At 60.9% G+C, this 14445-nt stretch carries 11 protein-coding genes and 1 pseudogene; 9 read left to right on the top strand and 3 right to left on the bottom strand.

All coding sequences use genetic code 11. The features are described from left to right. Positions 1–232: 232 nt before the first annotated feature. The 8 genes and pseudogenes from D8U82_RS28345 to D8U82_RS00950 form a co-directional block, all read left to right on the top strand. Positions 233–349 (top strand): annotated as a pseudogene (locus tag D8U82_RS28345) (gamma-glutamyl-gamma-aminobutyrate hydrolase family protein); the annotation flags it as partial. 333 nt (positions 350–682) lie between these two features. Continuing rightward, complete coding sequence (locus D8U82_RS00980; protein WP_016772658.1) at positions 683–2041, top strand: glutamine synthetase family protein; 1359 nt, start codon at positions 683–685, stop codon at positions 2039–2041. A gap of 56 nt (positions 2042–2097) precedes the next feature. Further along, the gene (locus D8U82_RS00975; RefSeq protein ID WP_071172173.1) at positions 2098–3462 is read left to right on the top strand and encodes an aspartate aminotransferase family protein; all 1365 of its coding nucleotides are present in this window, start codon (positions 2098–2100) and stop codon (positions 3460–3462) included. A gap of 171 nt (positions 3463–3633) precedes the next feature. Further along, complete coding sequence (locus D8U82_RS00970) at positions 3634–4746, top strand: polyamine ABC transporter substrate-binding protein (RefSeq protein ID WP_016772660.1); 1113 nt, start codon at positions 3634–3636, stop codon at positions 4744–4746. Positions 4747–4932: 186 nt separating this feature from the next. Next, on the top strand, positions 4933–6030 hold the full coding sequence (locus D8U82_RS00965; RefSeq protein ID WP_038860901.1) for a polyamine ABC transporter substrate-binding protein: 1098 nt from the start codon (positions 4933–4935) through the stop codon (positions 6028–6030). A 63-nt stretch (positions 6031–6093) separates the two neighbouring features. Then, positions 6094–7236, top strand: a complete 1143-nt coding sequence (gene potA / locus D8U82_RS00960) for a polyamine ABC transporter ATP-binding protein (protein WP_016772662.1) — start codon at positions 6094–6096, stop codon at positions 7234–7236. Positions 7237–7271: 35 nt separating this feature from the next. Beyond that, entirely contained in the window at positions 7272–8153 is an 882-nt protein-coding gene (locus tag D8U82_RS00955; protein WP_177421658.1) for an ABC transporter permease subunit, read from the top strand. Beyond that, positions 8150–9040: an ABC transporter permease subunit gene (locus D8U82_RS00950; protein ID WP_130889100.1), complete on the top strand. Its 891-nt coding sequence runs from the start codon at positions 8150–8152 to the stop codon at positions 9038–9040. The genes D8U82_RS00955 and D8U82_RS00950 overlap by 4 nt, the downstream gene beginning before the upstream one ends. Positions 9041–9214: 174 nt before the next feature. On the opposite strand, the gene D8U82_RS00945 is transcribed toward D8U82_RS00950, so the two are convergent. Continuing rightward, complete coding sequence (locus tag D8U82_RS00945) at positions 9215–9856, bottom strand: HD domain-containing protein (RefSeq protein WP_130889101.1); 642 nt, start codon at positions 9854–9856, stop codon at positions 9215–9217. A gap of 312 nt (positions 9857–10168) precedes the next feature. Between D8U82_RS00945 and D8U82_RS00940 the strand changes: the two genes are divergently transcribed. Beyond that, positions 10169–11134, top strand: a complete 966-nt coding sequence (locus D8U82_RS00940; protein WP_125916743.1) for a GlxA family transcriptional regulator — start codon at positions 10169–10171, stop codon at positions 11132–11134. Positions 11135–11335: 201 nt separating this feature from the next. On the opposite strand, the gene D8U82_RS00935 is transcribed toward D8U82_RS00940, so the two are convergent. Together D8U82_RS00935 and D8U82_RS00930 are read right to left on the bottom strand one after the other, a co-directional pair. Beyond that, positions 11336–13744, bottom strand: coding sequence for a penicillin acylase family protein (locus D8U82_RS00935; protein ID WP_130889102.1), 2409 nt, complete (start codon positions 13742–13744; stop codon positions 11336–11338). 102 nt (positions 13745–13846) lie between these two features. After that, the gene (locus D8U82_RS00930; protein WP_130901494.1) at positions 13847–14422 is read right to left on the bottom strand and encodes a DUF6436 domain-containing protein; all 576 of its coding nucleotides are present in this window, start codon (positions 14420–14422) and stop codon (positions 13847–13849) included. Between the last annotated feature and the right edge of the window lie 23 nt (positions 14423–14445).

Here is a 14445-nt window from a genome sequence, read left to right as displayed (position 1 = left end):
GGTTTCAGTCAACCCGAACGGCCTGCCGAAGTCAAGCGAGGCCTTTTTTGCCCTGAAAAAGCGCTTGAAGGGCATTTATGGGGCACTTTGGGGCGTTTTTTCAAACCTTGAACGTTGCTCAGCTGCGGGCTTGAGCAGGCCGTGTTGTATTTTTTACGGGGGTGTTGTGTAAAAAAATGAACAAGGCTAAGCTCCGGTCAAACCCATAACAGCAATAATACCGGGGTGCTTCATGTCTCGCCTGCCGTTAATCGGCATCACCGACTGCTCGCAACAGTCCGGTCTGCATGCTCATCACATCAGTGGCGATCAATCCGTCCGTAGCGCAGCCAGCAAGGCGCGCAGCCTGTCGACGACACGCTCGTCCACATCCGGCAAAACGGCAGCGTCCGATATTCTGGACGTCGGGCACAGCATCCGCTTTATGGCGTCTCCTTTCACTATAGAACTCTTTCCCTCCCAAAGCCCGTGCCGCACTCAGCGTCATGCTTGTGATTCTGCACGTTTGCAAAGTGCACGGGAAATGCAACGCCAGCGTCAAGGGCAGGTAAGCTCCTCTTTCATTGTCTATGCGCGGTGCCAGGCGTAAGCCGGCACTGCGCGAGCAAGCCCCCTTTAACGCGACGCCGCAAGCGTCAAAATTGCCTGACATCGCGTCAGGAGACTCAGCCCAGAGGCATTTATGAGTAACAACCTCGACCAGCTCACCGATTGGTTGAAAGACCGCAAGATCACAGAAGTCGAATGCATGATCGGCGACTTGACCGGTATTACCCGGGGCAAGATCTCGCCGACCAACAAGTTCATCGCCGAGAAAGGCATGCGTCTGCCGGAGAGCGTGCTGCTGCAGACCGTGACCGGCGACTACGTCGAAGACGACATCTATTACGAACTGCTCGACCCGGCCGACATTGACATGATCTGCCGCCCCGACCAGAACGCCGTGTACCTGGTGCCGTGGGCCATAGAGCCGACCGCGCAGGTGATCCACGACACCTACGACAAGCAAGGCAACCCGATCGAGCTGTCGCCGCGCAACGTTCTCAAGAAGGTCTTGAAGCTGTATGCCGACAAGGGCTGGCAGCCGATCGTGGCGCCGGAAATGGAGTTCTACCTGACCAAGCGCAGCGACGACCCCGACTATCCGTTGCAGCCGCCGATCGGCCGCTCGGGCCGTCCGGAAATCGGTCGGCAGTCGTTCTCCATTGAAGCGGCCAACGAGTTCGACCCGCTGTTCGAAGACGTCTACGACTGGTGCGAATTGCAGGAGTTGGACCTCGACACGCTGATCCACGAAGACGGCACCGCGCAGATGGAAATCAACTTCCGTCACGGTGACGCCCTGTCGCTGGCCGATCAGATTCTAGTGTTCAAGCGCACCATGCGCGAAGCCGCGCTCAAGCACGACGTAGCGGCGACATTCATGGCCAAGCCGATGACCGGCGAGCCGGGCAGCGCCATGCACCTGCACCAGAGCATCATCGACATTCAGACCGGCAAGAACGTCTTCTCCAACGAAGACGGGACCATGAGCCAGTTGTTCCTGCACCACATCGGTGGCTTGCAGAAGCTGATCCCCGAGCTGTTGCCGCTGTTCGCGCCGAACGTCAACTCGTTCCGCCGCTTCCTCCCGGACACATCGGCACCGGTGAACGTCGAGTGGGGCGAAGAGAACCGTACCGTCGGCCTGCGCGTACCGGATGCCGGCCCGCAGAACCGCCGCGTGGAAAACCGCCTGCCGGGCGCCGACGCCAACCCGTACCTGGCGATCGCCGCGAGCCTGCTCTGCGGTTACATCGGCATGGTCGAGGGCCTGAACCCGAGCGCGCCAGTGGTCGGCCGTGGTTACGAGCGCCGCAACCTGCGCCTGCCGCTGACCATTGAGGACGCGCTGGAACGCATGGAAAACAGCGCGACCATCGAGAAGTACCTCGGCAAGACCTTCATCACCGGCTACGTCGCGGTCAAGCGGGCCGAGCATGAAAACTTCAAGCGCGTGATCAGTTCCTGGGAGCGTGAGTACCTGCTCTTCGCCGTCTGATGCGCCGGGCGCGGCGGCCAGCCGTCGCGCCTTCACCGATAACAAGGAGAACTGGCATGACCAGCAACAACCCGCAAACCCGTGAGTGGCAAGCGCTGAGCAGCGATCACCACCTGGCCCCGTTCAGCGACTTCAAGCAACTGAAAGAGAAGGGCCCGCGGATCATCACCAACGCCAAGGGCGTTTATCTGTGGGACAGCGAAGGCAACAAGATCCTCGACGGCATGGCCGGCCTCTGGTGCGTAGCGATCGGTTACGGTCGCGATGAACTGGCCGATGCCGCCGCCAAACAGATGCGCGAACTGCCGTACTACAACCTGTTCTTCCAGACCGCACACCCGCCGGCACTGGAACTGGCCAAGTCGATTGCCGACGTGGCGCCAGAAGGCATGAACCACGTGTTCTTCACCGGTTCCGGCTCCGAAGGCAACGACACCATGTTGCGCATGGTCCGCCACTACTGGGCGATCAAGGGCCAGCCGAACAAGAAAGTCATCATCAGCCGCAAGAACGGTTATCACGGTTCTACCGTGGCCGGCGCGAGCCTCGGCGGCATGACCTATATGCACGAGCAGGGCGACCTGCCGATTCCGGGCATCGTTCACATCGCCCAGCCGTACTGGTTCGCCGAAGGCGGTGACATGTCGCCGGAAGAGTTCGGCATCTGGGCGGCCAATCAGCTCGAAGAAAAGATTCTCGAGGTCGGCGTCGACAACGTCGGTGCCTTTATTGCCGAGCCGATCCAGGGTGCCGGCGGCGTGATCATTCCGCCTGATACCTACTGGCCGCGCATCAAGGAAATCCTCGCCAAGTACGACATCCTCTTTGTTGCCGACGAAGTGATCTGCGGCTTCGGCCGTACCGGTGAGTGGTTCGGTAGCGATTTCTACGACCTCAAGCCGCACATGATGACCATCGCCAAGGGCCTGACCTCCGGCTACATCCCGATGGGCGGGTTGATCGTGCGTGACTCGGTGGTGGCCGTGCTCAACGAAGGCGGCGATTTCAACCATGGCTTCACTTACTCCGGCCACCCGGTGGCAGCCGCTGTGGGCCTGGAAAACATCCGCATCCTGCGCGATGAAAAAATTATCGAGAACGCCCACAACGAAACGGCACCGTATTTGCAGAAACGTCTGCGCGAGCTGAACGATCACCCGTTGGTGGGTGAAGTTCGCGGCGTCGGTCTGCTGGGGGCGATCGAGCTGGTGCAGGACAAGGCCACGCGCAAGCGTTACGAAGGCAAGGGTGTGGGCATGATCTGCCGGCAGTTCTGCTTCGACAACGGCCTGATCATGCGCGCGGTGGGCGACACCATGATCATCGCGCCGCCGCTGGTGATCAGCAAAGCGGAGATCGATGAGCTGGTTACAAAAGCACGCAAGTGTCTGGACCTGACCCTCGGTGCGCTACAGGCCTAGGTGCTAGGCTTTGGGCGGGGGAGCCGCGGCGCACTCGCTCAAAGCTGTCAGAAAGGCTGGTCTTTTGTTGAAAGACCGCCTCGGATCTTGCCAGACTAGCCGCGGTTCCAGTTGTCCGGGTTCGGCCGCTGAACAAAGTGGTTCAAAAAAGAAAAATTTGGAGCATGACGCATGAAGGCATTAGGTAAAAAGCTAGCTGGCAAGACTCTGCTCGCGCTGTCCATGGCGGGCATGATGGCGGGTGCGGTGCACGCGGACGACAAGGTACTGCACGTCTACAACTGGTCCGACTACATCGCGCCGGACACCGTGGCCAACTTCGAAAAAGCCACCGGGATCAAAGTCGTCTACGACGTCTTCGACAGTAACGAAACCCTGGAAGCCAAGCTGCTGGCCGGCAAGTCCGGTTACGACATCGTGGTGCCTTCCAACAATTTCCTCGCCAAGCAGATCAAGGCCGGCGTTTACCAGGAGCTGGACAAGTCCAAGCTGCCGAACTGGAAAAACCTCGACGAAGATCTGCTCAAGGCCGTTGGCGATGCCAGCGACCAGGGCAACAAACACGCCTTCCCGTACATGTGGGGCTCGATCGGCATCGGCTACAACCCGGCCAAGGTCAAGGCTGCGCTGGGCATCGACAAGATCGATTCGTGGGACGTGGTGTTCAAGCCTGAAAACATCGAGAAACTCAAAAGCTGCGGTGTGAGCTTCCTCGATGCCCCGACCGAAATGATTCCGGCGGCATTGCACTATCTGGGCAAGCCGACCAACAGCAAGGACAAGGCTGACCTGAAAGCCGCCGAAGACCTGTTCCTGAAGATCCGTCCGTCGGTCGCCTACTTCCACTCTTCCAAGTACATCTCCGACCTGGCCAACGGCAACATCTGCGTCGCCGTCGGTTACTCGGGTGACCTGGAGCAATCCAAGACCCGCGCCCAGGAAGCCGGTGACAAGGTCAAACTGGCCTACACCATTCCGAAAGAAGGCGCCGGTACTTTCTATGACATGGTCGCCATTCCCAAGGATGCCGAAAACGTCGAAGCCGCCTACAAGTTCATGAACTACCTGATGGAGCCGCAAGTGATGGCCGGCATCACCAACGCCGTGCGTTTCCCGAACGGCAACAAGGCGGCGACGCCTATGGTGGATAAGGACATCACCAGCGACCCGAGCATTTACCCGTCGGCTGAAGTGAAGAAGCAGCTCTATGCGATCAGCGATCTGGACGCCGCCACACTGCGTCTGATCACCCGTAGCTGGACCAAGATCAAATCGGGCAAATAAGCCGGTTTGTCGCCACAACCACTGGCCGTCGTCGTCGCGGCGGCGGCCAGCGGATAATTAAATGACAGAAAGTTTTGCTGGATCGGTTTTTCGAGGGTAAGTTGCGCGCCGGTTTTGTTGTCGGGCAGCCATGGCTGTCATGCAGCGCGGGGCAACTTGGGCCCAATCCATTTAGAGGACCTCCACTTGCCTGTATTTTCTTCTTTGCGCAAAGCCCTGCTGGCCGCTGCCGGCCTGACAATCGCTGTCGGAGCCCAGGCCGCCGGTACGGTGCATATTTATAACTGGTCCGATTACATCGGCGAATCGACCCTGGCCGACTTCGAGAAAGAGACCGGGATCAAACCGGTCTACGACGTTTTCGACTCCAACGAAACCCTGGAAGGCAAGCTGCTCGCCGGGCGCACCGGTTACGACGTGGTCGTGCCGTCGAACCACTTCCTTGGCAAGCAGATCAAGGCGGGCGCGTTCCAGAAGCTCGACAAGGCGCAGCTGCCGAATTATTCCAACCTCGACCCGGTGCTGCTCAAGCGCCTGGAACAGAACGACCCCGGCAACCTCTACGCCGTGCCGTATCTGTGGGGCACCAACGGCATTGGCTACAACGTCGACAAAGTCAAAGCCGTGCTCGGTATCGACAAGATCGATTCCTGGGCCGTGCTGTTCGAGCCGGAAAACATCAAGAAGCTGCACAGCTGCGGTGTCGCGTTCCTCGATTCGGCTGATGAAATGATGCCGACCATGCTCAATTACCTGGGCCTGAACGCCAACAGCACCAACACCAAGGACTACGAAAAGGCCACCGCCAAGCTGCTCGCGGTGCGTCCCTACGTGACCTATTTCCATTCCTCGAAGTACATCGGCGATCTGGCCAACGGCGACATCTGCGTGGCCATCGGTTTCTCCGGCGATATCTTCCAGGCGAAGAACCGTGCCGAGGAAGCCAAGAAGGGCGTCAACATCGCCTATTCGATTCCGAAAGAGGGCGGCGCGCTGTGGTTCGACATGCTGGCGATCCCCAAGGATTCGTCCAACGTCAAGGAAGCCCACGCCTTCATCAACTATTTGCTGAAACCTGAGGTGATCGCCCAGGTCAGTGATTACGTCGGTTACGCCAACCCCAACCCGGGTTCGGACAAGCTGATGGAACAATCCATTCGCACCGATGAAGCGGTTTACCCACCGCAAGCAGTCCTCGACAAGACCTACGTGTCGACCGAGTTGCCAGCCAATATTCAGCGTTTGATGACCCGCAGCTGGACCAAGGTCAAGTCGGGCAAATAACGCACAAACTATCCAGGGTTCGTCTTGCGGGGCGAACTGCTGCTTCTGTTGGGAGTTTCGTAAATGGCAGTTGCCTCCGGCGCCTACAAGAAAGCCCTCGAGGGCGACCAGACACCAAAACAGGTGCTGGTCAAAATCGACCGGGTCACGAAGAAGTTCGACGAGACGATTGCCGTGGACGACGTGTCCCTGGAAATCAAGAAGGGCGAAATTTTTGCTCTGCTCGGGGGTTCGGGATCGGGCAAATCCACCTTGCTACGGATGCTTGCAGGCTTCGAACGGCCCACGGAAGGGCGGATTTTCCTCGACGGCGTCGACATCACCGACATGCCGCCGTACGACCGTCCGATCAACATGATGTTCCAGTCTTACGCTTTGTTCCCGCACATGACCGTGGCGCAGAACATCGCCTTCGGCCTGCAGCAGGACAAGATTCCCAAGGCTGAAATCGACGCCCGCGTGGCCGAGATGCTCAAGCTGGTGCAGATGAGCCAGTATGCCAAGCGCAAGCCGCATCAACTGTCCGGCGGTCAGCGTCAGCGCGTGGCCCTGGCCCGCTCGCTGGCCAAGCGCCCGAAGCTGTTGCTGCTCGACGAACCGATGGGCGCACTGGACAAGAAACTGCGTTCGCAGATGCAACTGGAACTGGTGGAAATCATCGAGCGCGTCGGCGTGACCTGCGTGATGGTGACCCACGACCAGGAAGAGGCCATGACCATGGCCGAGCGCATCGCGATCATGCACCTGGGCTGGATCGCGCAGATCGGCAGCCCGATCGACATCTACGAAACACCGACCAGCCGTCTGGTCTGCGAATTCATCGGCAACGTCAACATCTTCGAAGGCGAAGTGATCGACGACGCCGAAGGCCACGCGACCATCACCTGCAAGGACCTCGACCGGCAGATCTACGTCGGCCACGGCATCAGCACCTCGGTGCAGGACAAGTCGGTCACCTACGCGATTCGTCCGGAGAAGCTGCTGGTCACCGCCGACATGCCGACCTGCGAGTACAACTGGTCGAGCGGCAAGGTCCACGACATCGCTTATCTGGGCGGACACTCGGTGTTCTACGTCGAATTGCCGAGCGGCAAACTGGTGCAGTCGTTCGTCGCCAACGCCGAACGTCGCGGCGCGCGTCCGACCTGGGGCGATCAGGTCTACGTGTGGTGGGAAGACGATAGCGGCGTGGTGCTTCGCTCATGAACATGCGCAAATTCAAACGCCGTATAAACCGAATCATCCCCAATGGCCGGCAGATGGTCATCGGGGTGCCGTTCATCTGGCTGTTCCTGTTCTTCATGCTGCCGTTCTTCATCGTCCTGAAGATCAGCTTCGCCGAAGCCGACGTGGCGATCCCGCCTTACACCGAGATCTACACCTACGCCGAGCAGAAGCTGCAAGTGCTGCTCAACCTGGGCAACTACGCGTTGCTTGGCGACGACGAGCTGTACATCGCCGCCTATCTCGGCTCGCTGAAAATGGCCTTTATCAGCACCGTGCTCTGCCTGCTGATCGGCTATCCGATGGCCTACGCCATCGCCAGCGCGCGCAAAGAGCTGCAAACGGTGCTGGTGCTGCTGATCATGATGCCGACCTGGACGGCGATCCTGATCCGCGTCTACGCGTGGATGGGCATCCTCAGCAACAACGGCCTGCTCAACGGCTTCCTGATGAGCATGGGCCTGATCGACGAGCCGCTGCAGATTCTCAATACCAACCTGGCGGTGTACATCGGGATTGTCTATTCGTACCTGCCGTTCATGATCCTGCCGCTCTACGCCAACCTGGTCAAACACGATCAGAGTCTGCTGGAAGCCGCGTCTGATCTGGGTTCGAGCACGTTCAACAGCTTCTGGAAGATCACCATTCCGCTGTCCAAGAACGGCATCATTGCCGGCTGCATGCTGGTGTTCATTCCGGTGGTCGGCGAGTTCGTGATCCCGGAACTGCTCGGCGGCCCGGAAACCCTGATGATCGGTAAGGTGCTGTGGCAAGAATTCTTCAACAACCGCGACTGGCCGGTGGCGTCCGCGCTGGCGGTAGTGATGCTGGCGATCCTGATTGTGCCGATCATTCTGTTCAACCGCAGTCAGGCCAAGGAAATGGAGGGTAAAGAATGAAGCGCTTCCGTTTCTCCAGCCTGATGCTGGTATTGGGTCTGCTGTTCATCTATCTGCCGATGCTGATCCTGGTGATCTACTCGTTCAACGCCTCGAAACTGGTGACGGTGTGGGGTGGCTGGTCGATCAAGTGGTACGTCGGCCTGCTCGACAACTCGCAACTGATGGGCTCGGTGCTGCGCTCGCTGGAAATCGCCTGCTACACCGCGATCGCTGCGGTGGCGCTGGGTACCCTGGCAGCGTTCGTGCTGACGCGCATCACCCACTTCAAGGGCCGCACGCTGTTTGGCGGCCTGGTGACTGCGCCACTGGTGATGCCGGAAGTGATCACCGGTCTGTCGCTGTTGCTGCTGTTCGTGGCCATGGCGCAGATGATCGGCTGGCCGCAGGAGCGCGGCATCGTCACCATCTGGATCGCCCACACCACGTTCTGCGCGGCGTATGTGGCGGTGGTGGTGTCGGCGCGCTTGCGTGAGCTGGACCTGTCGATCGAAGAGGCGGCGATGGACCTGGGCGCGCGGCCGTGGAAGGTGTTCTTCCTGATCACCATCCCGATGATCGCGCCGTCGCTGGCGGCGGGCGGGATGATGTCGTTCGCGCTGTCGCTGGATGACCTGGTGCTGGCGAGCTTCGTGTCCGGCCCGGGTTCGACGACGCTGCCGATGGAAGTGTTCTCGGCCGTGCGCCTGGGTGTGAAACCGGAAATCAACGCCGTGGCCAGCCTGATTCTGCTGGCGGTGTCGCTGGTGACCTTCCTCGTCTGGTTCTTCAGCCGCCGCGCCGAAGAAGCCCGCAAGAAAGCCATCCAGCAAGCCATCGAAGAAAGCGCGGCTGATTCGTGGAAGCAACCGGACGCACGCCGCGCGCCTGCGCCACAGACTGTGTGAGCCGGCGGGTTGGTTTCATTCCCGAGGCCAACCCAAATCAAAATGTGGGAGCGGGCTTTTGTGGTGAGGGAATTTATCCCCGATGGACTGCGCAGCAGGCCTTTTTTTGGGGGTCGCTTCGCAACCCAACGGGGATAAATCCCCTCGCCACAGAGCCCAGTTCCAAATCTGGTTTTAAGCAGTCCAGGGAGACTGGCGGATGACCTCGACGAAATTCATCGGTTTGAACCCCGGCTCCTGATCCACCAGCACATCGGTCTTCACATTGCCAAACGTGGTCTGCGGTCGATGACGCAAGCCGTCGGCAAACGCGCAGATGATGCACTCCTTGAAACCCTCCCCACGCGGATGCGCATGCACCACGGCTTCGCGCTGCACGCTGCTGAACGCCGCGTAGTCCATGCCCAGCACGTCCATCTCCACCCCGGCCGTCACCAGCGCGACGGTCGGGCGCAGATGCCTGGGTACGCCCGGCGTGGTGTGCAATGCGATCGACAGCCAGACTTGCTCGATATCGTCGTCGCTCAGCCCGTACGGTGTGAGAAAGGCTGCGGCGGCATTTGCGCCGTCCACTTCAAAGCGCTCGTCATCGCTGCGATGACCTGCGACCAGACCAAGGTCGTGGAACATCGCGCCGACATACAGCAGCTCCGGGTTATAGGCCAATTGCTGGCGCTCGCCGCTCAAGGCACCGAACAGAAACACCCGGCGCGAGTGGTGATAAAGCAGTTCGGATTCGATGTCGCGGATGTATTCGGTGGTGGCCCGGGCGAGGGCGCTGTCAGGGATCTTGATGCCGGCGATGGTGCTGGTCATAACGGTTTCCTCGTCGAAAACGCCGTCGTGGCGCTGCTGGAGAAAGTCTGTTCCCCGCGCGCCAAGCGAACAATCGAGTCATGGCTGCGATCCTTGCCATTGCACCTGCAAATCGTGCCAAGCTCACTTGTCGGGTGTGGGCTGGCCAGGGTTAGCTCGATCAACCAGTTGGACATGGCCCATGTGGGAGCGAGCTTGCTCGCGAAAGCGGTTTCTCATTCGACAGCTATGTTGCGTGTGTTGGCCTCTTCGCGAGCAAGCTCGCTCCCACGGGTTTGTGTGTTTGCCACAGGTATTGAGGACGTTTCAGTCATGAACAAATCCGTCGCCATTGTGGTGTTCCCCGGCGTGCAGTCACTGGACGTCAGCGGCCCGATGGACGTGTTCGCCGAAGCCAACCGCTTTCTTGCGCCGCAGGATCACTATCGCTTGCAAGTGATCGGCGTCGAGCATGGACCGATGGCCTGTTCCAACGGAATGAGCCTGAACGCCCATCGTCACTTCAGCGAAGCAAAGGATAGCCCTGACCTGTTGCTGGTCGCCGGTGGCCCGCAGTTGCCGTTCATGGATTTTGGCCCCACGTTCGATGCCTGGCTGCGTGAAGCCTGTGGCCGCGCCCGGCGTTTCGGCTCGATCTGCAATGGCGCGTTCATGCTCGCCCGCGCCGGTTTGCTCGAGGGGCGCACTGTCACCACGCACTGGAACGATGCCGAGGCGTTGGCGCAGTTGTGCCCGACCACGCGGGTCGAAGCGGATCGCCTGTATGTCGAGGACGCCACGCTCTACACTTCGGCCGGGGTCACGGCGGGCATCGATCTGTCGCTGTACCTGCTGGCGCGCGACCACGGTGCCGAGGTCGCGCTGAGTGTGGCGAAACGGCTGGTGGTGTTCACCCAGCGCTCGGGCGGGCAATCGCAGTTCAGCCCGTTCCTCACGCCGCATGCCGAGCCGACGTCAGCGGTGGCGCTGGTGCAGTTGTATGTGCTGGCCAATCTCACTGGCGATCTGACGATCGCCGATCTGGCCAATGCGGCGAACATGAGTGCGCGCAATTTCTCGCGGGTGTTTGCGCGGGAAGCGAAAGTGACCCCGGCGGAGTTTGTCGAACGGGCGCGGGTGGATGCGGCGCGGGTCATGCTGGAAAGCACCACGGCGCCGCTGAAGACCGTGGCCTATCAGTGCGGGTTTCGTGATGCGCAGCATATGCGCAGTGTGTTCAACCGCAGATTAGGCGTGACGCCGCAGCAGTTTCGGATGAATTTTGCGCTGAATGTTTGATCCGGGCTTGAGCTCGAAAGCCCTCACCCCAGCCCTCTCCCAGAGGGAGAGGGAGCCGACTGCAGTGTCTGGCGTGTTATATCGACCTGAAAGACCTTATCGATTATGGATTCGGCGCCAATCTTTCACGTCGGCGTTTCTCATGAATATCCCCCAATCGGTCCCCTCTCCCTCTGGGAGAGGGCTAGGGTGAGGGGCTCTTCAGGGCTTGCGCGCAGGCAGCAGCTTCAACGTACTGCGCGTATTCGCCAGCACCTCTTCCTCGCTGAAATGCGCCTGCACATAAATCCCCTCCACATACGCCTCGGCCTGGTCGTCATAGTGAGTGTCCAAAGGCACGCCACTCTGGCCGACCGGGTTGATCGTCAGGCCATGCACCGGATCGGCGAAATCCACCAGACGTCGCGTCGACGGTCCATAGGTCACCGGCCATGGCGCCGGGCCGATCTTCGCCGAGAGGTTGTTCGGCACTTCGTGGCTGCCCGGCGCTGCGAACGGGCCGACGTTGAACAGGCGGTCCAGCGGCTTCTGCTGCCCCAGCGGATGGCCGTGGGTGAGGGTGTGCGCCGCGCCCCACTGCCAACCGGCCACGTTATCGCCGAGGGTCAGTTTCAGATGCGCCATGCTTGCCGCCCACGCCGTGCGCACGACATCGGCGCGGGTTTCTTTGGCTGGCGTGCTGCGATTGTCCCACCACGGTGAATCCGCCTTGGCCGCCAGGCGTGGCAGCGCCGAATCGATCACCCTCGTCGACAGCAGTGTTTCGAAGAAGTCATTGCCCAACTCATCGCGCATCGCCGCATCGGCAAGGTCGTAGAGGAATTGGTTGAACAGCGTCGCGCTGACGGAATTCAGCGGATAGTCGCCGGGCCACTGCGGCAGCTGCTCGACCAGTTTCAGTTGCGCCGGATCACTGACCACCTCACGCAACACCGGCAACAGCGGCGCCAACAGACGCGGGCCGTAACCGGTCGCCGTGCCCAATTGCAGTTTTTGGTTGGCCTCGTTGCTCCACTTCACCCGGTTGTCGCTGAGCTGACGGTCAAGCTGCTGACCACGATCGGCAAGGTTGTAGTAACCGGGAATCTCCATGCCGGTCGGCGACACGGGCTGGAAGTTGGCCGAGACGATATAGCCGCGCGCCGGGTTCTCTTCCTGCGGGTTGGCGCTGAACGGGTAGTAGCCGTCCTTGTCCGCCTCGGGCGTGCTCCCGTCGAGGATGAAGCCCGGTTTCACCCCGGCCGGACGTTTGGGCAGCAGGGCCGAGGCCCACCAGGCGATATCGCCCTTGGCATTGGCGTACACCAGATTCAGACCCGGCGCCTGCACCTTGGCCGCTGCCGCGCGGGCCTTGGCCAACGTGTCGGCGCGGTTGAGCTGGTAGAAACCGTCGAGGATCGGGTTGGGTGTTTCGAGGAAGGCCCACCACATCGCGATCGGGGTCTTGCCGGCGGCGCTGCCGAGGGCATCGTTGACGATGGGGCCGTGCGGGGACTGGCGCAAGATGAGAGTCACCGGCGCCTGCCCCTTTACATTGATCTGTTGTTCGCTGACGAGCATCTCGGTCCACTGGCCGCGATACCAGACCTGATTGGGGTTGTCCGGGTTGACCTTCTCGGCGATCAGATCGAGATCGTCGTTCTGGAACATGGTCAGGCTCCAGCCGAAATCGAGGTTGTGCCCCAGAAACGCGAACGGCACCAGCGCCTGATGATGGCCGTACAACTCGAAACCCGGCGCCGACAGCTGCGCCTCGTACCACACCGACGGCACCGAGAAACGGATATGCGGATCGCCGGCCAGCAACGGCTTGCCACTCTGGCTGCGGCTGCCGGCAATCACCCAGGCGTTGCTGCCCTCGAACTGCGGCAGGCCGTTGTCGAGCAGCGCCTGTTCGCTGAGGCGGGCGAGGGCGGTGAGGTCCTGCCAGTCGCCGGCGGCAAGGGCCGGTGCGTGCCGGGTGTAATCGGTGGCCAGAACGCCTTTGGCCTGCCATTCGAGATCGAACACATCGAGGTAATCGGCGCCGAGCTGATCGCGTACGTAGGTCAGCAGCGGCTCGGTGCGAAACGCGGCGGCAAAGCTGTAGGCCATGTAACCGGCGACGCTGATGCTGTCTTCGGCCGTGAACGGCCGCTTGGGGATGCCCAGCACGTCGAACTCGATCGGCGCGGCGTGGCTGTCCTGATATTGGTTGATGCCGTCCAGATAGGCTTGCAGGCCCTTCCACGCCGGCGACTGCTTGTCGAGGCTGGCGACGTAACTGGCCGCACGCTCGCGAATGCGCAGGCTGCGAAACAGTTTGTCGGTGTCGAGCAGTTTCGGCCCGAGCACTTCGGCCAGCTCGCCCCGGGCGAGGCGGCGCATGGCTTCCATCTGGAACAAGCGGTCCTGCGCGTGCACATAACCGAGGGCGCGATAGAGGTCGGTTTCGTTCTCGGCGCGGATATGCGGCACACCGCGCTCGTCATAGCGCACGGTCACTGAGCCTTGCAGGTTGCGCAACTCGACCTGGCCCTGGCGCGTCGGCTGTTTGCTGTAGATATACCCGCCGGCGGCGCCGAGCAGGACAACGATGAGCAAGGCAACGACGATCAACGCACGCTTCATGGTGACTCCTTGTGCAGGCGGGAAGGCCGCCCGTCGGGCTGCAAACATTTAGCACAGAGCATCTGTGCGGTGCAGCGCTGTCCTTGAAAAGTCCGGAATGCCTTACTTCGCGTCCGCCGGCCACGGGCAATAACACCCCACCGCCAGCGTATGCGTGGCATTGACCGGGCGATCTTCCGTCAGGGCATGCAGGATCGGTTCGATAAAGCTGTTGCTGGAGTTGCAGGTCAGGCCTGCGCTGTACGGGCCGAAGTAGGCGAGTTTGCCGCTACGATCCCAGATCGCCACGGCGGGGCTGGCGGGGATCTGTTCGGCGCCGGGCAGGACGATGATGGTTTTCAGGCTGGCGAGGGTGGCGGGCAACTGGCCGTGGCTGCCGGGCTTTTGCACGGCGAAGAACTCCACGCCGCGAGGACCGAACTGTTCGACCATCTCGCTCAGGTGCTGTTGATTACCGACGTTGCACGGGCAGGCCGGGTCCCAGAAGTGCACCAGGCGGATATTGCCCGGCCCGGCGAGGTTGTCCGGCAGGCGCAGCGGGTCACCGGAAAATACCGTATGTTCGCTGAACGCGCGCAGATAGCGGCCCTGAAACCAGTCATACGCCGCCCACAGCACCCCGGCGCAGATCAGCGCGAGCAGGCTGGCGAACAGTGCGGTGCGGTAGGGCGAACGCATGATTTCGGAATCTGAAAAGGTTG

The organism is Pseudomonas sp. Sample_23 (assembly GCF_004307595.1).
GTDB lineage: Bacteria > Pseudomonadota > Gammaproteobacteria > Pseudomonadales > Pseudomonadaceae > Aquipseudomonas > Aquipseudomonas atacamensis.
Note: the sequence above shows the minus strand (reverse complement) of the source record. Positions and strands in the feature narration are given on the sequence as shown.

What these genes read in the sequence shown, in the direction of transcription:
- D8U82_RS00980 (WP_016772658.1), top strand. Translation starts at nt 683, where the DNA reads ATGAGTAACAACCTCGACCAGCTCACCGATTGGTTGAAAGACCGCAAG.
- D8U82_RS00975 (WP_071172173.1), top strand. Translation starts at nt 2,098, where the DNA reads ATGACCAGCAACAACCCGCAAACCCGTGAGTGGCAAGCGCTGAGCAGC.
- D8U82_RS00970 (WP_016772660.1), top strand. Translation starts at nt 3,634, where the DNA reads ATGAAGGCATTAGGTAAAAAGCTAGCTGGCAAGACTCTGCTCGCGCTG.
- potA (WP_016772662.1), top strand. Translation starts at nt 6,094, where the DNA reads ATGGCAGTTGCCTCCGGCGCCTACAAGAAAGCCCTCGAGGGCGACCAG.
- D8U82_RS00950 (WP_130889100.1), top strand. Translation starts at nt 8,150, where the DNA reads ATGAAGCGCTTCCGTTTCTCCAGCCTGATGCTGGTATTGGGTCTGCTG.
- D8U82_RS00945 (WP_130889101.1), bottom strand. Translation starts at nt 9,856, where the DNA reads ATGACCAGCACCATCGCCGGCATCAAGATCCCTGACAGCGCCCTCGCC.
- D8U82_RS00940 (WP_125916743.1), top strand. Translation starts at nt 10,169, where the DNA reads ATGAACAAATCCGTCGCCATTGTGGTGTTCCCCGGCGTGCAGTCACTG.
- D8U82_RS00935 (WP_130889102.1), bottom strand. Translation starts at nt 13,744, where the DNA reads ATGAAGCGTGCGTTGATCGTCGTTGCCTTGCTCATCGTTGTCCTGCTC.
- D8U82_RS00930 (WP_130901494.1), bottom strand. Translation starts at nt 14,422, where the DNA reads ATGCGTTCGCCCTACCGCACCGCACTGTTCGCCAGCCTGCTCGCGCTG.